General features: G+C 74.1%; 12 protein-coding genes. 6 read left to right on the top strand and 6 right to left on the bottom strand.

Annotated elements, in window-relative coordinates:
- Nucleotides 1-68 precede the first annotated feature (68 nt).
- Entirely contained in the window at nucleotides 69-3,080 is a 3,012-nt protein-coding gene (locus tag OG875_RS05680; RefSeq protein ID WP_330173134.1) for a serine protease, read from the top strand.
- A 14-nt stretch (nucleotides 3,081-3,094) separates the two neighbouring features.
- Nucleotides 3,095-3,742, top strand: coding sequence for an NUDIX hydrolase (locus OG875_RS05675; protein ID WP_330173133.1), 648 nt, complete (start codon nucleotides 3,095-3,097; stop codon nucleotides 3,740-3,742).
- Nucleotides 3,743-3,754: 12 nt separating this feature from the next.
- Here OG875_RS05675 and OG875_RS05670 read toward each other — a convergent pair whose 3' ends face one another.
- Nucleotides 3,755-4,951, bottom strand: coding sequence for a hypothetical protein (locus tag OG875_RS05670; protein ID WP_330173132.1), 1,197 nt, complete (start codon nucleotides 4,949-4,951; stop codon nucleotides 3,755-3,757).
- A 111-nt stretch (nucleotides 4,952-5,062) separates the two neighbouring features.
- Between OG875_RS05670 and OG875_RS05665 the strand changes: the two genes are divergently transcribed.
- The 3 genes from OG875_RS05665 to OG875_RS05655 all read left to right on the top strand — a co-directional run bounded on the left by OG875_RS05665 (nucleotide 5,063) and on the right by OG875_RS05655 (nucleotide 7,025).
- Nucleotides 5,063-5,425: a CU044_2847 family protein gene (locus OG875_RS05665; RefSeq protein WP_330173131.1), complete on the top strand. Its 363-nt coding sequence runs from the start codon at nucleotides 5,063-5,065 to the stop codon at nucleotides 5,423-5,425.
- A 186-nt stretch (nucleotides 5,426-5,611) separates the two neighbouring features.
- Nucleotides 5,612-6,475, top strand: coding sequence for an LLM class flavin-dependent oxidoreductase (locus OG875_RS05660; RefSeq protein ID WP_330173130.1), 864 nt, complete (start codon nucleotides 5,612-5,614; stop codon nucleotides 6,473-6,475).
- A gap of 112 nt (nucleotides 6,476-6,587) precedes the next feature.
- Complete coding sequence (locus OG875_RS05655) at nucleotides 6,588-7,025, top strand: hypothetical protein (protein ID WP_330173129.1); 438 nt, start codon at nucleotides 6,588-6,590, stop codon at nucleotides 7,023-7,025.
- Nucleotides 7,026-7,142: 117 nt separating this feature from the next.
- Here the strand turns inward: OG875_RS05655 and OG875_RS05650 are convergent, their stop codons facing one another.
- Together OG875_RS05650 and OG875_RS05645 are read right to left on the bottom strand one after the other, a co-directional pair.
- A complete protein-coding gene (locus OG875_RS05650) occupies nucleotides 7,143-8,759 on the bottom strand; it encodes an alpha-1,2-mannosidase (RefSeq protein ID WP_330173128.1) in 1,617 nt (538 codons plus the stop codon).
- A gap of 98 nt (nucleotides 8,760-8,857) precedes the next feature.
- On the bottom strand, nucleotides 8,858-10,084 hold the full coding sequence (locus tag OG875_RS05645) for a saccharopine dehydrogenase family protein (RefSeq protein ID WP_330173127.1): 1,227 nt from the start codon (nucleotides 10,082-10,084) through the stop codon (nucleotides 8,858-8,860).
- Nucleotides 10,085-10,237: 153 nt separating this feature from the next.
- On the opposite strand from OG875_RS05645, the gene OG875_RS05640 reads away from it, so the two are divergent.
- Entirely contained in the window at nucleotides 10,238-10,987 is a 750-nt protein-coding gene (locus OG875_RS05640) for a TetR/AcrR family transcriptional regulator (protein ID WP_330173126.1), read from the top strand.
- A 34-nt stretch (nucleotides 10,988-11,021) separates the two neighbouring features.
- On the opposite strand, the gene OG875_RS05635 is transcribed toward OG875_RS05640, so the two are convergent.
- The 3 genes from OG875_RS05635 to OG875_RS05625 are packed head-to-tail and all read right to left on the bottom strand — an operon-like array spanning nucleotide 11,022 to nucleotide 18,192.
- On the bottom strand, nucleotides 11,022-13,004 hold the full coding sequence (locus OG875_RS05635) for a hypothetical protein (protein ID WP_330173125.1): 1,983 nt from the start codon (nucleotides 13,002-13,004) through the stop codon (nucleotides 11,022-11,024).
- Nucleotides 13,001-17,035, bottom strand: coding sequence for a vWA domain-containing protein (locus tag OG875_RS05630; protein WP_330173124.1), 4,035 nt, complete (start codon nucleotides 17,033-17,035; stop codon nucleotides 13,001-13,003). The genes OG875_RS05635 and OG875_RS05630 overlap by 4 nt, the downstream gene beginning before the upstream one ends.
- Complete coding sequence (locus OG875_RS05625; RefSeq protein WP_330173123.1) at nucleotides 17,032-18,192, bottom strand: ATP-binding protein; 1,161 nt, start codon at nucleotides 18,190-18,192, stop codon at nucleotides 17,032-17,034. Before OG875_RS05625 ends, OG875_RS05630 begins: the two co-directional genes overlap by 4 nt.
- Nucleotides 18,193-18,253 lie beyond the last annotated feature (61 nt).

Here is an 18,253-nt window from a genome sequence, read left to right as displayed (position 1 = left end):
CGGCAGAATCGGCCGGAGACGTCAACTGACGGGGCGTCGTGGTGCGAGTCCGCGCTCGGGGGAGATGGATGACGACACGCAAGGGTCCCGGCGACGAGGCACTGGAACGGCTGAGCGAACTGACCGAGCGGAACGCCGTGGCCATCATGGACGGGGACGAGTTCTGCGGGACCGGCTTCCTGGTGTCACCCGACACCCTCCTCACCTGCGCGCACGTGGTCGCCGGACGTGACGGGAGCGGCCTCGCGGCCACCGTCGGCGGGCGGGACGTCGCGATCGAGGTGGTGCGTCTCATGCCCGAGGAGAGAGGGAGGGGAGACATCTACGGCTTCCCGGATCTCGCCGAGGTCCGGCTGACCGACCCCGCCGAGGACCTCGGCGGGGTGTGGCTCGGTGCCAGGGGGCCGGCCCAGGGGGCCTCCGTGTCCGTTCACGGATTCAGTGACGACACCCTGGAGCCGGGAGTCCAGCCCGACACCCTGCGGCTCACCGTCGCGGGCCGGAGCGGGCGCTTCGTACGGCTCCAGTGGGATCAGGTCGTACCGGGATTCAGCGGTGGTCCCGTGCTCGACACGGCGACGGGGCGGGTGTGCGGGGTGCTCAAGGCGACCCGGGACGAGAGGGGAGTGTCGGGCGGCTGGCTGATTCCCGTGGACGCCGTGGAGGAGTGCACGCCGGGACTGCTGCGGCGCAACCATGCCGCGCACCGGCCCGGAACGCTCTGGTTCGACCTCGTCGGTGACCGTGAGGGGTGCCAGGCGAAGCTTTTCGCTCCCGACCCCGGCGGTCCGGTGCGTGGGGTCGGCACCACACCGGCGCGGATGCTGGCACACGGGGCGATGCCGTTCGTGGACCGGCCGGAGCTCGGTGAGCTGACGAACTGGTGCTACGAGACGGACGAGCAGCTGTTGCGTCTGCTGTACGCGCCGGGCGGCTCGGGCAAGACCCGACTGGCCGCCGAACTGTGCCGCCGGCTGCGCGCCACCGGCTGGACAGCCGGATTCGCGGGAGAGGCGTTCCTCGGCGACTCCCGGCGACCGGAGCGGTGGCTGGAGCATCTCTCCACCGCTCTCGTCGCGGGCTTCTCCTGCCTGGTCGTGTTCGACTACGCCCAGGCGAGGCTCGGCGACATCAGCACGGTCATGGAGCATGTCCGCCGGCACCACCCCGGTGCCACCTTGCGCGTGCTGTTGCTCGCCCGGTCGGAGGAGCCGCTGTGGCGTGCCCTGAGAGAGGAGTTCCGGAACAAGCACATCGACGACTGGGCTCTGCGGGGCGCGAGTTCACGGAGCCTGCCCCGCACACTGAGCACCGATCCCGCCACCCTGGTCACCGAGGCGTTCGGAGAGTTCGCCCGCCTGCTCGACTGTTCGTGGGTGCCCATGCCGCCGTCACTCGTGGACGGGGCCGGCCGCCAGGACTCGATTCTGACGATGCTGGCGTCCGCGCTCGACGCCGTCCTCACTCTTCGCCGGCGCGAGGAGTGGAAGGAGAGCGACGACCCCCTGGCGGACATCGTCGTGCACGAGATCAAGGGGTGGTTCATGGTGCTGGCGGACAGCATCGGAACGAGTGGCGCCCTGGCCGGAAGCACCGGAGAACGGGTGGCGGACGGTCTGCTGCTCGTGCCGACACTGGCCCGGCGGCGCGACCGACCCGAACTGACCGCGCTGCTGACATCCGTGCGCGGCAGGGCGTTCCCCGATCAGCCGCCCGTCAACGCGATCGCCGTGCAGGCATGCTTGCGCACCCTCTACCCGGCGGAGGAGGCCGACCACGTCGCGCCCCTCGAACCCGACCGGCTGGGGGAGATCCTGGTGCGACGGGTGCTGGCCGAACCGCAGAGCTCGGGCGACAACGTCGGCTATCTCGGGGCGGTTCTGGACGCCTCCCCCCTCCGGGACGAGCAGACGCGGACCAGGGCCGTGCTGGACACCCTCGACGTGCTGGCCCGCGCCCGGGGCTGCACGACCGTGGGCCGGGTCGCGGACCATCCGGCGCACGCGGTTCTCGACCGGGCGCTCGCCCGGCTGGTGAAGGGCGATCCCCGAGCTCTGGTGCCCGCCCTGGTGACCGTCGGCGCGCGCGTGCCGCACGCCGAGCCCCTGGCGGACCTGCTGGAGCCGGTTCTCCAGGAATGTGACACCGATCTGCTCCTCCTGGTCGAACCGCGCCTTCCCGGCTACCCGTCCGGCCTGTCGTCGCTCTCGGCGCTGGTGCTCGGGCGGCTGCTCCGGATCCCCGACGCGGGGAGCGGCGACGACGACCGGCTCGTCCGGTTGCGGCGCCTGCGCGGGTACAGCCTGCGGCTGGAGGAGAGCGGACGACGGGACGACGCCCTGCCGGCCGCGGACGAGGCGGTCGTGCTCAGCCGTGACCTGGTCCGCCGGTCCGCGCGGTACCAGTCCCACTACGCCGCGGCGCTGCACAACCTGAGTCTGCTGAAGCACCGGTCCGGCGACACCGAGTCGGCGTTGGGCCTGAGTGTGGAGGCGGTCGCCCTGTACCGGCAGGCCGTCGAGAGCGACCCCGCCGTACGGCATCGCTCCCTCATGGACACGGCGGGCGCACTGGGCCTGCTCGCCCTGCTGCGGCTCGGAGACGACCAGGTCAACGGCGCGGCCCGGGACGCCGCCGAAGCCGTCGTCCTCTGCGGCCAGGTTCCGCAAGGAGCCCTGGACCACGACGTGTATCTCTCCTGCCTGGGGGTACTGTCCGCGTGCCGTCACCGCACGGGCTTGACGGAGGAGGCGCTCGACTCCAGCGCACAGGCCGTGGAGCACCTGGAGGCACTGGTCGGTCTCCGCCCCGGCCGCTACCTCGCCGGCCTTCCCGACACCTTGCAGCGTCACGGCGTCGGCCTGATCCGCGCCGGGCGATTCGGCGAGGCCTACCGGGCCCTGAGCCGCGCGGCGACGGAACGCGCGGCGCTGCCCGTGCGGCAGACACCCCACCTGCGTGTCCAGCAGCGGGAGGTGCTCGATGTGCTGCTTCAATTCAGCACGGAATTCGACGACTTCGCGCACGAACGCTCATCATGGGCGCAGATGAGAGCGGAACTGGACGACCGCGCGAGCTGAGAGGACCAGCGTCGATGGAGAGCGAGTCACCGAGGGGAAGCGAGCCACCCGTGGAGGGTGAGTCACCTGGATACGCCGACCCCCCGCCCATCCGACGGCAACGGGCGGTGGAGGTCTTCGGCAACCGGTTCGGCACGCTGTTCAACGACGAGGTGGTCGCACCGTCGGGCGAGCGCGGCCGTTACCTGCGCTGGCGGTGGTCGCACGGTGGAGTGGTGATCGTCCCCGTGCGCCGGGGCGGCTTCGCCTTCGTTCCCACGTACCGCTACCCGATCGGTCAGGTCTCCCTGGAGTTCCCCCGGGGCGGATGCGAGGCCGGCGAGGACCCGGCGGTCGCGGCCGTACGGGAGCTCCGGGAGGAGACCGGCTTCGACTGCGCGCCGTCCGACCTGCGTTCACTGGGGGTCATCCACGCCGAGACCGGTCTGATCGAGTCGGCCGTACACGTCTTCGCCGCCGAGATCCACCCCGCAGGCCCGGCGGACGCACCCGCGGTCGCCGAGCCGGAGGGCATGGAGTCGGTGACCCGGCCCGTCTGGGTGTCGCGCACGGAGATGGCGAAGTGGCTCCGCAACGGTGATGTTTCCTGTGGGGTGACGCTGGCCGCCCTGGCCCTCGCACTCGCCGACAGCTCCGCGCCCGGCCTCGGACCGGTGGGGTGAGCGACCGCCGGCTCAGCCGACGTACGCACCCGTGAGGACGCGGTGCCGCAACTTGTGCAGGTCGAGTTCCCCGATGTCGGCCGCTCCGTCGGCGGCCGGCACACTGCGGTCGACGACCCGCAGACTGAGACGGTCCCCGTCGTCGTCCGTCGCCGGCACGTCGAGTCCGGCGCCGAGCGCGCCGGTCAGCGAGTTCTGGGAGATACCGAAACGCATCAGGTTGCGGTTGCCGTCGAGAACCGCCCGCGCGCGTGCGTCGCTGTCCCGGAACGTACGGACGAACGTCTCCTGCATCCACGCGCTGAACTCGGTCGCGGCTTCCGTCAGGAGAGGGACGTCAGGAGCCCCGCCCCGGCGCAGGAGGCCCAACTGGCTCACGAGGACGCCGCGGGACTGCTGTTCGGTGGCCTCCAGCAACACCTCCACGGGCAGCCTGCCGAGGAGGAAACTGTCGAGGAGGCCGGCGGGCAGCGTGGCGCCGCCCAGGACGATGTCGTTCTCGGCGAGGGGGACGTTGAGGCTGCGCGGGGCCGCGGTCCCGGCTCCCAGCACATGGGGGAGTGCCTGGCGGTACGACTCGCCCGCCGCCCGGTCCACGGCGGCGAGAGCCAGCACGATCTCCGCGCTCCCCGACGACCTGCTCCGGTAGGACTCCTCCCAGACTCTGAGGCCCTTGAAGTAGAGAGGCTCCGACTCCCTCATGAACGCGAGCGCGGCGTCGAACGTCTCACGGGTCTCTCCGCCGGAGTTCCGCGTCTGTTCCTCCAGCAGCCGGATCGCGCCCGACTTGAAGGCGGCCGACACGGTGTCGAGGCTGTAGGAGACGGCGTGCGTTCGCGTCAGTCCGTCCATCAGCTCCGCGTAGGCGGGACCGGGCACATGCTCGACCTGCCGCTGCTCCTGGGCGTCCCGCACGGTTGTCAGCGGCTGTCCGTCCCGGCAGGCGACCCGGATCCGGCCGCTGTCCAGGAGCGGCGCGAGGTCGGACCGTACGGTGTGGCCGTCCGCCTCGGAGGCGGACACCAGCGCACGGAAGAGGGGGGTGTTGAGCGACTGCGAGTCACCGATGAGCAGGGTGTCGGACAGCAGTACGTGAAAGAGCACGCGCGCCCGTAAGTCCTCGGCCCTCGCGATGGGGGACTGCCGGTGGATCTCCACGTCGGAGAGGAAGACCTTCTCCGGCGACACCTTGGCCTGTTGGTCGTTCATGACCCGTGCTCCCTCCGTGATGTGACGGCGATTTTAAGTGACCGGCCTCCCCGCGTCCCCGGAATCGGGCATCCTTCCCAAGAGAGTCGACAAGCCACCAGGAGGCGACGCGTGTCCGACGCGGTTCAGGCAGTCATGCCGGACGGAACCCCCGTATGGGTGAAGGTCAACGACGAGGAGCGACGCCCCCGGGACACCGGTGCCGGCGACCGTCTGTCCCGGAGTCTCGGTGATCTCCCGAAGACGCTGGAGGCGGTCACCGAGAGCGTCAGCCTCGGACTGCGGCAAGCGGCCCCGGACGAGGTGACCCTCGAATTCGGCATTGAGATCGCCGTCAAGAGCGGCCAGTTGGTGAGTGTGGTGACCGCCGCCGAGGGCAAGGCCACGCTGAAGGTGACGGTCACCTGGCGCAAGGGGGAGCCCGCGGTGACCACCCTCACGGAGACGGCCGGCGAAGCCTCGGCCCCCGGGTAGTACGTCCTGGAGGAGCCGCGCCTCGCACGGGTCCGTGGGGGCCGTCGGGTCCCGCGACCGGGTCAGGTCCGTCGAACGGCGGGGCGGGGGCCGTCGGCGGGCGGGGCCGGTCAGGTCTGTCGAACGGCGGGGCCGGGCCCCGGCGTTCGATTGCCCCGGTCGTCGGCGGGCGACCATGCTGTCGGGATGCGCTTCTCGATCAACATCCCCAACTTCGGCGACTTCGCCGACCCCCGCAACGTGCGGACCGTGGCCGTCGCCGCCGAACAGGCCGGCTGGGACGGGCTGTTCGTCTGGGACCACGTCGTGCACCGGTACCACCAGGGCCGGCCCTTCGCTGACCCCTGGATGCTGCTGACCGCGGCGGCGTTGTCGACCTCCCGGATCCGGCTGGGCACCCTCCTCACACCCGTTCCGCGCTACCTCCCGCAACAACTCGCCCGGCAGGTCGCCACCCTGGACCATCTCAGCGGCGGCCGGGCGGTCTTCGGCGCCGGGCTGGGCGGTCCCGTCGAGGACGAGTACGGCAGCTTCGGCGACAGCACCGAGCCGCGTCTCCTCGCCGAGCGGCTGGACGAGGGACTGGACCTGCTGGCGCGGTTCTGGACCGGTGGGCCGGTGGACCACCGGGGCCGCCACTACGAGGTCCGCGACGTGACCCTGCTGCCCGCGAGCGCGCAGCGGCCCCGCCCGCCCGTGTGGATCGGCGGGTTCTGGCCGCGCCGCCCGCCCATGCGGCGGGCGGCCCGCTGGGACGGCGCGGCCCCGCTCTTCGAGACGGCGCGGCACGGTCAGGTGCCCGACGTGACCGAGGTACGGGAACTCGTCGTGTACGTACGTGAGCACCGCCCGACCGAGGGCCCGCACCCGTTCGAGTTCGTCGTCGGCGGCGTCACACCCCCGGACGTGTCCCGGGCCCGGGACATCATCGGCCCCCTGCGTGACGCGGGCGCCACCTGGTGGGACGAACGCCAGCTCCAGACCGGCCCCGACCTGGACCGACTGGATCCGGTGCTGCGGCGCGTCGAGGCGGGGCCGCCGGTGATCTGACCGGCGGACAACCCCAACTTTCTGGGATGGCAGCCGCGTTCGGCCCTTGGCAGCCTGAAGTGGTCCTCGTGCTCGTCGACAGAGCGCGTCAACCACTCCGAGAGGTGAGGGAATGTCCATTCGCAGGAGAGCCGGGCGGCTGCTCGCGGTCGCGGCGGCCGTCGTCGGTCTCACGATCCCGATGACCACGTCGGCCAGCGCGGCCCATGTCTACTTCCAGCTCTCACAGAGGATCAACTCCGGGGAATCCTTCTGGAGCGCCGACGGCCACCTCGTCATGCAGGGCGACGGCAACCTCGTGCTGTACTGCGGGACTCCCGCCGGCAAGTACCTCTGGGACACCGCGACCGACGGCAACCCCGGTGCCTACGCCGTCTTCGGCGGTAACGGCGACCTGTCCGTCTACACCAGCACGGGCATCCGCGTCTGGTCCTCCGGAACCGCCCAGCGCGGTGTCGCGTACATGCGCCTCCAGGACGACAGCAACCTGGTCATGTACCGCGACTGGCAGACCCCCATCTGGTCCACCGGCACGGCCGGACGCTGCTGACGGCCGCACCACTCCCCTCCCCGCCCCCGTCGCGGTCGTGAGTGCCGGGGGCGGCGGGGCGGCGGGGCGACGGAGGGAGCGAGCGGAGGTGGAGGGGCGCGGCCCGTGGGCCTCCGGTCAGTGGCGCAGATACCGGGTCAGTTGCGTCAGCAGCCGCGCCGCGTCCTGGAGGCTTCGCGCGGTGTCCGAGAAGTTCCCGGCGAGCAGCCGCCCTTCCTCCTCACCGTCGCCGGTCTCCTCCGCCCCGGACACGGGAGCGGGGATCCTCGTCCCCCGGTAGCCCACCGGCTCTCCGCCGGGGTCCTGCCGGTGGCCGACGAAGTCGAAGGCGCAGGCGTCGGGGTCCGGGGACGTGTCACCGCCGTCGAGGAAACTCACCCGGGACAACTGGGTCTCGTCCGCGCCACCGTTGGCGGTGATCCGCAGGCGGTAGTGGGAGCGGGCCGACGGCTCGGTCAGCCCGAACTCCTCGGTCCGGTGGCGCCCGGGGAAGACCTCCCTCTCCCGGACGTCCAGCCGTGTCCACTCCCGGCCGTCGGAGGAACCTTCCAGCACCCAGCCGGACGGATCGCGGTCGGGGCAGTCGTTGCCGGAGGTGAGGCGGTAGCCGGTGACGGTGACGGGCCCGTCGAAGGTGAAGTGCAGATCGGGGGTCCGCTCGTGGGCGAGCCACTTGTCGCCGTCCCTCAGCAGGTTGTCCGCGACCTCGCCGAACATCGTGAACTCGTCGCTGGCCCACACCCGGGAGACCCGGTGGGTGATGTCGCGCCCCTCTCCCGCCGCCGGGCCGGGCCCCGGCCCGGCGGCGAGCAGGGAGAGCGAGGTGGTGCCACCCCGGCGGTCGCTCCACGTCACCCGTTCGACCGGGTCACCGCCGCTGTCGAGCGCCAGCCGCAGCCGCCCTGCCGGAGCCCACACGGAGTCGTGCGCCTCCTCGGTGGTGAAATGACGTACGTCGGCACGCATTCCACCGACACCACCCGCGCTCCCGGCGGGAGGCAGTTGTCCGGCGAGGGTGCCGCGCAGCTCGCCGACCGAGCCGTCGGCGCTTCGGAAGTGCCCGTGAAACCCTGACATGTCGGAGCGAAATGCGAGGGACGCCTCCGCTCCGGTGGTCTCGCGCCATGCCAGTCCGCTGACGGGTTCGCGCCCGTCCGCACCGAGCCGGCTCTCGCTCCGGTCGAGGTGGAACACCAGATCCGGCCCCGCCCGCCAGGCGTCGGCACCCGGTGAGCGGCGCTCGGTGGCGAACGTCCACGCCGACCGCTCACCCGCCCCGCCCCCTTCCCCGGACCTGTCCCCGGAACGGTGCCCCGCCCGGCCGTCGCTGTCGGCGGATCCCAGGGTGACGGTCCCGAGCCGGAGCACGCCGTCGTCGTCCTCGTCGGTGTTGCGTATCTCCAGGACATTGGCTCCCGGCCGCAGCGCCGCTCCGGGCACGGTGAAGGCGTACTCCCGTACAGCCCCGGCCACTTCACCGGCGGGCAGGCGGAAGCTCTTGACCAGCGGCTCGCCGTTCAGCGTGAGATCCGTCGGAGCGGCGGCGCCCAGCACCGACACGCGCAGCACGGCCTCGGCGGGCGCGTCGCCGTCCGGCACCGCGAAGTCGACCTTGAGGAAGCCTCCGGCCGCCACCACGACGTACGACGGGGCGATCGCGCAGCGGTGGTGACGAACGAGGGCGTTCGACAGGACGGCGGGCCGGACACCGAAGTCGGCGCGTACAGGGTCCATCGCGGTTCCTCACAGTCGTTCGAAGACGCCGCGCGTGACCGAGGTACCCGGCGGATCGTCCGTGTCACAGGACAGTACGGGCCGCCACTGACAACGGATCAGTTCTCCTCGCGCAGGCCCCACGGGGAGCCGTAGGCGGTGAGGAGATCCAGGAACGGGCGGGGCGGCAGGGCCTCGGGGCCGAGGACCCCGCTGCCGGTCCACACGCCGCCGGCGATCAGTTCGAGGGCGACGACCGGGTTGATGGCGGTCTGCCAGACCACGGCCTGGGAGCCGTACTCGCGCATCGACCACTGGTTGTCGACCACGTGGTAGAGGTACACCTCGCGCGCCGCACCGTCCTTGACGCCCTTGACCCAGGTGCCCGCGCAGGTCTTGCCGGTCATCCGGTCGCCGAGTGTGGCCGGGTCGGGCAGACAGGCGGCGACCACGTCACGGGGCGAGACCTGGACCGGCCCGCCGCCCCGGCCGGGGACCGTGACCTCGGTGGTGGAGTCCAGGCCCAGCTCGTGGAGGACCTTGAGCTTGGCGATGAAGTCGTCGCCGAGGCCGTACTTGAACGTCACCCGCCGCGCGTCGACCCAGCGGGGGATCAGCAGCACCTCCTCGTGTTCCACGTTGACGCACTCCACCGGGCCGATCCCCTCGGGGAAGTCGAAGACCTCCGGCTCGCTGAACGGCGCGGTGGTGAACCAGCCGCGCTCCTTCTCGTAGACCACCGGCGGGTTGAGGCATTCCTCGATGGTGGTCCAGATGCTGAAGGACGGGGCGAAGTCGTAGCCCTCCACGGTCAGGTCGGCGCCGTCCCGGATGCCGATCTCCTCGATCTCGTCGAAGAGTTCGTCGGCCGCGTACCGCGCGAAGACGTCCGACAGGCCCGGCTCCACACCCATGCCGACCAGAGCCAGCCGCCCCGACTCCTCCCACTCGCCGGCCAGCTCGAACTGCCCGTCGCCGAGCTTCACACCGCAGTGCTCGTAAGGGTGGGTGCCGTGCGGCGAGGACAGGGACATCGCCATGTCCAGGTAGTGCGTGCCCGCCGCGAGGGCGGCCCGGAACAGCGGCATGACGAATCGCGGATCGGTGGCGTTGAGCAGCACGTCGCACCGCTCCTCGACGAGTGCCCGGCGCACCGCTTCCTCGTCGGAGGCGTCCAGGCGCCGTGCGCCGAAGCGGCCCCCGTGCTCCCCCAGCGCGGTGACGGCCGCCTCGGCGCGGGAGAGGTCGTAGTCGGCCACGGTCATGTGGGTCAGGAAGTCCCGGCGGGCCGCGATCCGGGTGACGGCGGTTCCGACGCCACCCGCGCCCACGAGCAGTACACGCATGTCGCACACCTTTCGTCCCGGCGGGCGGGTGCCTGCCTGGGTGCCCCGATGCAACGGGACGGCGGCGGTTAAGGTCAACTGTGTTGGCATAAGACCCCCGGCGCGCCGTCGGCGGGGAACCGGGCGGCCGACCGGGAACCGAGGAGGAACGCGATGCCGAAACAGGTGGTGCCCGAGGCGACGCGGCGCAGGCGCCGTCCCACCCGGCAGGGCTCCGTACTGTCCGAGACACTGATCGTGCGCACCGCGCTGCGCGTACTGAGAGAGCACGGCAGTACGGGGCTGACCGCCCGCCGCCTGGGCGCGGCCCTCGGCGCCGATCCGACGACCCTCTACCGGTACTTCGCGGGTATGGACGACCTGACCCGGGCCATCGGCGAGGAACTCATGGGACGGGCGCTGGACAACTGGACGGCCACGGGGCACTGGCAGGCCGACCTGCGCGCCCTCGGCCTCGCCGTCCACTCCTCCTACCTCGCGCATCCGCAGGCCGCCGTGCTGACCGCCAGCCGGGTCACCGGCCGGCCCCGGGAGATCGCGGTGGACGAGACGATCCTCGGCGTCCTGCGCGGAGCGGGCTTCCCGGACGGCGCGGCCGTACGCGTCTACCACGCCTTCATCGATTCCAGCCTGGCCTTCGCCGCCCTGGACGCCGGATCCCTCGCCCTCAGCGACCAGGCACGCGAGACGGACGAGGAGATGTGGAGCTCCACCTACGCCCGGCTGCCCGCCGACACCCACCCGCACATCGCCGCCACCGCACGACTGCTGGCGGCCCGCATGACGCACAGCGCCTACCCGGTCGTCCTGGACACCCTGCTGAACGACGCGGCGGCGCAGCTCACGGCCGACCGCGCCCGCGCCGGGCGGAGCGCGGGACGCGGCGCACGGGACACACCGTGACGAGGCGGTGGTCCCGGACCGGGCGGGGCCGCCGTCAGGGCTCGGAGTGGTGGGTCCCCCAGGTGGCGTGGACCAAGGACCGTTCCATGGCGGCGAGATGGACGGCCGTGGCGAGCCAGGCGCGCGCGTAGCGGTCGGGGTCGGCGTCGGTGAGACGGCCGAAGGTGTCGCGGGTGCGACGGTCGGCCTCCTCCGCGAGCGCCGTGGTCAGCTCGGCGGCCACCCGGAATCCCGTACGGCGCAGGGCGACTCCGTCACCGCGGGGATCGCCGCCGCGTGCGGGCTCCGCGACCGCGCGACGGCCTCCGGTGACGGCCAGCTCGACCAGGCGCCGCACCCGCCACAGCGGGGAGTCGGCGAGCGGGTCGGACGGCGGGTGCGGCAGCGCCGGGAGCGGCGGACAGGCGTCGCGCGGCGGAAGGTGCGAGCCCAGGAGCCGGTCGTAGCCGAGGTCCGCGTGGCCCTGCCACTCCGCCGGCAGCCGCAGTGTCGCCTCGGTGCCCGGCACCGGGCCGACCGCGAGCGGGTGCAGGGTGGCGGCCCGCTCGGGGTCGAGCCGGCCGACCACGCGTATCCGCAGGCCGGGGCGGGAGCCGAGCTGCCGGAGATTGGTGGTGTGCGCGAGGTCGGGGTGGCCGTGGGCCGGAACGAGCCGGATCAGTGGGCCCGTCGGGCCGCCCTGCCCGGAGCCGTCCGGTGAGCTGTCCGGTGAGCCGTCCGGCGGCGGTGTGGTGGCGGTGGACGCCGGGGTGGCGGACGGGGCCGGGAGGGGCAGTTCGTGGGCCAGCAGGTGGTCGTCCGCGGCACCGACGATCACCAGGTCGCGGCAGACCGGTTCCCGGGCCGCCGCGCCCGGTTCGAGGTCGGCGGGAGAGGCGGCGGACAGCCGGGCGGTGGCGGTCTCGGTGAGGGGGCGGGCGAACAGGGGGGCCAGCGGGCCCGACGACCAGGACAGGCCGGGAACGGGCGTGGCCCGCACCCCCTTGCCGGCTCCCAGTCGGCCGTCCGGGGAGATGGTCGCCCCGGTGATGAGCAGGCCGCCCCGGGAGAGCTGGGCGTGGTCGAGCGCGGCCGGGCCGAGGGCGACCGGGGCGGTGGCGGCACCCCGGGCGCGCGCCGGGCCGCCGGGCTTCACGTCGGCCACGGTGAACCATCGGCCGTCGGCCGTGACCAGGTGCGTGACGACACCGCCGTAACCGGTGGCGCTGATCACCGGCTCGCGGCAGACCCCGTGGACGCGCAGCTCGGCTCCGTCCTGCCGGTAGTCGCGGCGGGCGGTGCCGACCAGGGTGGGCTCGGGGTCCCCGGATGCCAGCAGGCCCGTCGTGAGGAGGAGTTCGCGCAGGGCGGCGGTCAGATCGGCCAGCCGGTGGCCGTCGTGGCGGGCGCGGGCGGCGCGAAGGCCGCGTACGACACGCAGGGCGGCGGCTTCGGCCCGGTGCAGGCCGGCCAGCCGGGCGGTGTGGGCGGCGCGCAGCAGTTCGGCCTGGGGCACCGCGCCCCCGGCGTGCACCCCGGCGGAGAGCACGGCCGCGGCGGCCGACCACAGGCCGGCCGCCGCGGCGACCTGGGCGGGAGCGGGCGGCGTGAACGGTGGCGGGCCGGCAGGGGGCGGGGCACCGGTGGTGACGCCGCTGTCGGGTCCGGCCCCGTGCGAGGAGGCATCGGCGGGGGCCCCGGGCGCACCCGGGGCCGTGTCGGTGTCGGTGGGTTCGGCGGCGGCGGGGTCACCCACCGGGCACGCGCTCAGCACGGCGGCCCGGTGCAGACAGCGCGGGTCGAGCAGGCAGGTGCAGCGCGCCTGCCCGGCGGTGGTGACGGTGCCGGACGGGCCCGGTTCCAGGGTGACCGAGGCGTCGTCGCCGCACCTGACGGTGACGGTGCCGCCGTCGGTGACGGCGGGCAGGGCGGCGTACTGCTCGATCGCCGCGTCCAGTCTCTTGCGCAGCCGGGAGGTCAGCGCTTCCACGGCGGCGGCCACCACGTCGGGGGCGGCGGGCGGGAGTCGGTCGTTCAACGGGGTTCTCCGCGGAGACGGTCGCCGACCCAGCGGGCGAGGGCGAGGGGGCTGAGGGCGGCCACGGGCATGCCGGCCGCGACGAGTTGCCGGGCCACGGGCACCGAGTAGCGCGGCGCTCCGGTGTCGTCCAGGGCGGCGCAGCCCATCAGGTGGACACCGGACGCGGCCAGCGAACGGACCTCCCGGAGAAGGCCGCCGAGGGGGTTGCCCTCCTCGAAGTCGCTGACCACCACGACGAGCGTGCGGCTCGGCACGGTCACCAGCGAACGGGCGTGGGCGAGCCCGGCGGCGATGTGCGTGCCCCCGCCGACCCGTACCTCCAGGAGCAGGGACAGCGGGTCGGCGACCCGGTCGGTGAGGTCGGCGACCTGGGTCGAGAAGGCGAGGAAGTGCGTGGAGAGGGTGGGCACGCCGCCCAGCACGGCCGCGGTCAGCGCCGACCAGATGACGGATGCCTCCATCGAGCCGGACACGTCGACCACGAGGATCAGCCGCCAGTCCGCCTCGCGGCGGGACAGGGTGCTGAAGACGGGCTGTTCGGGGACGACGACCGTTCGTCCGTCGTCGAGCCGACGGGTGTGGGCCAGATTCGCCCGCAGTGTGCGGGGCAGGTCGATACGGCCACCGGGGCGGCGGGTCGGGCGCGGGGTCGCGAGTCCGGTCAGGGCGGGGCGCAGCCGGGTGGCGAGCTCACGGGAGAGTTCCTCCACCAGGCGGCGTACGAGGGGCCGGAGCCGGGCGAGCCGCTGCTCGGGCATGCCTCCGGCGAGGGAGAGGACGGAGGTCAGCAGCTCGACGGAGGGACGTACGGACCCGGGGTCCAGCTGTGCGAGGACATCGGCGCGGCCGGTGTCGGCGGCCCGGCCGAGGACCTCCTCGCGGACCTCGGCCCCGAACAGGGCCTCCAGCTCCTCCGACCATTCGCGGGCGGTGGGGAAGGACGTCTCCTGGCCGCCGCCGTTCCCCGGGGCCGGGCCGAGGCCGTCGGCGCCCTCGCCGCGCCCGGCGCCGTACAGCTCGTCGAGGGCGTGTGCGTAACGGCGGGCGTCGGCGGGGAGCTTGTCGGACTCCCGGCCGAGCAGCAGGCGCCAGCGGTCGGTGGGGGTGAGGCGGTGCGCCGGTGCCGCCGCGACATCGGCCGGGCCGCTGCCGCCCGTCGGCCGTACGTCTGTGGACGCTTCCTCCACAGGGTCCGGACCGGTGTCCGGGGGCGGTGTCCCGGTGGTCCCGGGCGGCAGTGCCGGTGCGGGTACGCCCTCCGGCGCGTCGGGCGCCCGGCGGTCGGGAAGGTCGGGGACGCCCCCCGCCGGGAACGGCATGCGCAGCGCGTGGAGCACCGCGAGCCCGGCGGTGTCGGCGGCGGTCCACAGGGCGATGAGGCCGGGCGGCGCGGCCAGGGTCAGGTCGAGGCGGTCGCCCAGGCGGTCGGTGACGGTGCCCAGCAGGCGGGTACGGGCGGCGGGGGAGAGGCTGTCGAAGCCGCCGCGCAGGACGGGCAGACGGTCGAGGAAGCCCTGGTCGGTGAGGGTGTCGACGCGCTCCAGCAGCGGGTCGAGGGCCGCCGGGGCCGCCTGGAGCAGCGGCCCGGCGCCGATGAGCAGCCCGGCGAGATGCCGGGACAGGCGGCGGCGGCCTTCCGGGCCGGTGGCGGCGTCGATCCAGCCGGTCGCGCGGGCCCCGAGCGTGTCCGCGCCGTCGAGGTCGAGCAGGACCCTGGCCGCGAGGGCGGCGCCCTGGACGAGCGGGGAACCGGTCTGTGCGAGCGTGCCCAGGACATCGTTCATCCGTAGCCCGAGGTGGTGTTCGCCGACCCGGGACGCCAGAGCCACCAGCGCCGCCGCGTCCTGCGGCCGGTCGCTGCCCGCCAGTCCGGGCAGCGCCCGTACGGCTGCTTCGAGCACGGTGACGGCCAACTCGGCCGCCTGCGCGCGGCCGTCCGGCGTGCTGCCGGGCAGGTGACCCCGGCGCAGCGCCTCCAGGAGGTCGAGGGCATCCAGCAGTTCCGGGAGGGTGGCGGCCGAGGGGAGTACGACGGCGGCCTCGGCGAGGCGGTCGGCGACGAGACCGGGAAGGTCGCACCGGGCCGCGTCCCGCAGTCCGCCGAGGAGCTGTGCGCAGGTGACCCCGCCGTCGGCCGCCTCGCGCCGGTGGGTCTCCCGCAGGGTCCCTGCGGCGGCCTGGGCGGCGTCGACGCCGCGTACGCCCGCCAGGTCGAGCCTGGCCGGTACGGACGGGGTCCAGGCGAGCCGCCACCGGGTGGTCAGCGCGGACCCGTCGCCCGTACCGGCCACCTCGGTCGGCTCGCCGTATCCCGCACCGCACACCTGGAGACGCCGGAGCAGGATCTCCCGCCTGCTGTCGAGCGGCGACCGCAGGGGGTCGAGCCTGACCTCACGGGGGCCGGGATCGTCCGGGTGCGGCAGCCGCAGCGCGGCCAACTCCGCCTCCACGGACGGGCCCAGCCCCGATCGGGGTGTCCCGGGGGCGATACGGCCCCGCTCGGCCCCGACCAGCACCACTTCGAGTGCCAGGGCCAGCGCACGGCCCCGGCCGAGCGGCTCGCCCTGGCCCAGCACGGTGGTCACGGCCTCCAGCAGTTCCCCCCGTCCGGGTGCGGGCAGGCCCCGGAGTACGGCCAGGTCGCACGCCAGCCGCAGGGTCTCGGCGGCCTCGCCCGTGCCCGCGGTGTGCCCGGCCGCGCGCAGTTCACGGCACAGGTCGGTGACGGCGCGGGCGGCGGCGTCGCGCAGTCGGCCGGGGTCGCCGCCGGCCCTGAGCACCGCCTGCTGCCAGCGCGGGTCGCGGATGCCCGCGGGATAGCCCGAGCGGGAGTCCAGCAGGTCGAAGGCGTAGGGGACCAGCGAGGTGACGGGCGCCGGGTGCGCGCTCCCGGCCGTCGGCCTGGCGCTCGGCTGCGCGCCTGGCGTGCCTCGGTCGGCGGTCGGAAGGCCGCTCGCGCCGGGGCTGTCCGGCGCGGGCACGACCGGTCCCGCCGGGTCCGGCGCCGTAACGGGCGCGGCCGGAACCGTGGCGTCGGCACCGGCGGGGTGGGGCACGGACGCAGCCGGAGTGCCGGGTGCGTCCGGAGTTACGGCGGGGGAAGCCGTCCCGGCGGGGACGGTGGTCTCCCGGCCGGAGGCTCCGGCGGGCATGTCGTCGGGGCCGGCCGATCCGGGCCCCCGCGCTTCCGGCGTCGCCGGGCGTGCGAGGGCCGGGGCGTGGAAGGCACCGACCACCGCGGCCACCCGGCGGCCACCGGCGGCGGCTTCGGCCAGGACACGGCGCATGTGGGCCTCGCGGGCGAGGTCGCCGGCCGGGACTCCGCCGGAGGCCGCCGCGTCCTGGCGGAGGGCCCAGCCGACGCCGAGAGCGGCACGGCGCACCGCCTCGGGGGTGCACCCGGGAGCGAGCACCTCGACGGCCCGGTCCCACAGGTCGTCGCCGTCGCGTCCGGAGCCGGACGCGGTGAGGGCGGCGGAGAAGGCGGATCCGGCGTGGCCCGGCGGAGTGTCGGCGGCGGCGCCCGGCCCCTCACCGGTGGCGGGCTCCGGCCCTGGACCGGACCCGGAGTCGGAATCAGACCCTTGACCGGGAACGGACCCGGAGCCGGCGTCGGCCTGGTCGTCGGCCGGCCCGGCGCTGTCCACCGGATCCGGCCCGGTGGGCGCGGACCATCCGGGGTCGGACAGCGGAAGATCGCAGCAGAGCACCTCCGCGCCCCGCTCGCGGGCCCAGCGGATCGCGGCGAGTTCCGGCGAGAAGTCGGCGAAGGGGTAGAAGGCCAGCCCCCCGCCCTGCCCGGCGCCCGCGAGGGCCACCGGGGCCAGGACCCGGGGGTCGGCCAGATGCGGCAGCCAGCCCTGGAAGTCGGCGGGCAGTTCGACGCAGACCACCTCGGCGCCGGCGGCGTCGAGCAGCGCCGGTACGACCACCGCGAGCGCGGGGCTGTGGTGGCGTACACCGAGGAGGTACGGGCTTACGGAGGCGGCGAGCCGCGCGACGGCCTCCCGGGGGTCGTCGTGCGTCAACGCAGGTTCTCCCGGAGGTCCCAGAGGCGGCGCCACATCGCGGAGCCGTTCTCGGCGCGGCGGCGGACGGGGCCGTCCCAGTAGCCGAGCAGCCGTGCGTGGTCGGCGGGGTCGTCCTTGCGGACCACGCCCAGCAGATGCCCGGGGACGAGGTCGAGGACGTCCCCGGCGGGCAGATAGGCGGCGGCCAGTCCGAGAGAGGCGGTGACCTGCACGGCTTCGGCGGTGGACATCACCGTGCCGGGCCGTTCGACGTCCCAGCCCTCGGCCGACCGGCCGGTGCGCAGGTCGCGGAAGACGGTGACCAGCGTGTCGAGCACGGCGTCGTCCACGGCGAAGGCGGCACCGGCCCGCTGCACGGCCGCGGTGGCCTGCCCGCGTACGAGGGCGGTCTCGGCGTCGGCGTCGGCGATCGGGTGGACGGTCTCGAAGTTGAAGCGCCGCTTGAGGGCGGCCGACATCTCCGAGACGCCCCGGTCACGGAGGTTGGCCGTGGCGATGACGCTGAAGCCGGCGGTGGCCGGGACCGAGGCGTCCGCCGTACCCGCGAGTTCGGGGATGTTCACCCGCCGGTCGGACAGGATCGACACCAGGGCGTCCTGCACCTCGGGCAGGCAGCGGGTGATCTCCTCGATCCGGGCGACCCGCCCGTCGCGCATGGCGGTGAGTACCGGGGAGGCCACGAGGGCCGCCGGGGTGGGTCCCTGGGCGAGCAGCAGGGCGTAGTTCCAGCCGTAGCGGAAGGCGTCCTCCGTCGTACCCGCGGTGCCCTGCACGGTGAGGGCGCTGGTGCCGCAGACGGCGGTGGCCAGCAGTTCGGAGAGCATCGACTTGGCGGTGCCGGGCTCCCCGACCAGCAGGAGGCCGCGTTCACCGGCGAGGGTGACCACGCAGCGTTCCACCAGGGCGCGTTCGCCGACGAACTTGGGGGCTATCGCCAGCCGGGCGGGCAGCGAGGCGTGCGGCTTCGGCAGGTGCAGGGTCTCGCCGTCACTGCCGCAGACGAAGGTGACGACGGCGCGGGGGGTCAGCGCCCATCGGGGCGGGCGCGGGCCGTCGTCATGGGCGGCGAGGAAGGCGAGTTCGGTGGCGAAGCGCTCCTCGGCCGGCAGCGTCTGCCGGGCCGGAACGGCGGTCGCCTGATCCGTCAGGGTCATGGGGTTCCTTGTGCTCACGGGATGGGTTGTGGACGTCGTGGGTGGGGGCCGGTACGGAAGC

Source organism: Streptomyces sp. NBC_01498 (genome assembly GCF_036327775.1).
In the GTDB taxonomy this organism is placed as follows: domain Bacteria; phylum Actinomycetota; class Actinomycetes; order Streptomycetales; family Streptomycetaceae; genus Streptomyces.
Note: the sequence above shows the minus strand (reverse complement) of the source record. Positions and strands in the feature narration are given on the sequence as shown.

Excerpts from the sequence above, each read along its gene's own strand:
- OG875_RS05680 (WP_330173134.1), top strand. The coding sequence starts at position 69 with ATGACGACACGCAAGGGTCCCGGCGACGAGGCACTGGAACGGCTGAGC.
- OG875_RS05675 (WP_330173133.1), top strand. The coding sequence starts at position 3,095 with ATGGAGAGCGAGTCACCGAGGGGAAGCGAGCCACCCGTGGAGGGTGAG.
- OG875_RS05670 (WP_330173132.1), bottom strand. The coding sequence starts at position 4,951 with ATGAACGACCAACAGGCCAAGGTGTCGCCGGAGAAGGTCTTCCTCTCC.
- OG875_RS05660 (WP_330173130.1), top strand. The coding sequence starts at position 5,612 with ATGCGCTTCTCGATCAACATCCCCAACTTCGGCGACTTCGCCGACCCC.
- OG875_RS05655 (WP_330173129.1), top strand. The coding sequence starts at position 6,588 with ATGTCCATTCGCAGGAGAGCCGGGCGGCTGCTCGCGGTCGCGGCGGCC.
- OG875_RS05650 (WP_330173128.1), bottom strand. The coding sequence starts at position 8,759 with ATGGACCCTGTACGCGCCGACTTCGGTGTCCGGCCCGCCGTCCTGTCG.
- OG875_RS05645 (WP_330173127.1), bottom strand. The coding sequence starts at position 10,084 with ATGCGTGTACTGCTCGTGGGCGCGGGTGGCGTCGGAACCGCCGTCACC.
- OG875_RS05640 (WP_330173126.1), top strand. The coding sequence starts at position 10,238 with ATGCCGAAACAGGTGGTGCCCGAGGCGACGCGGCGCAGGCGCCGTCCC.
- OG875_RS05625 (WP_330173123.1), bottom strand. The coding sequence starts at position 18,192 with ATGACCCTGACGGATCAGGCGACCGCCGTTCCGGCCCGGCAGACGCTG.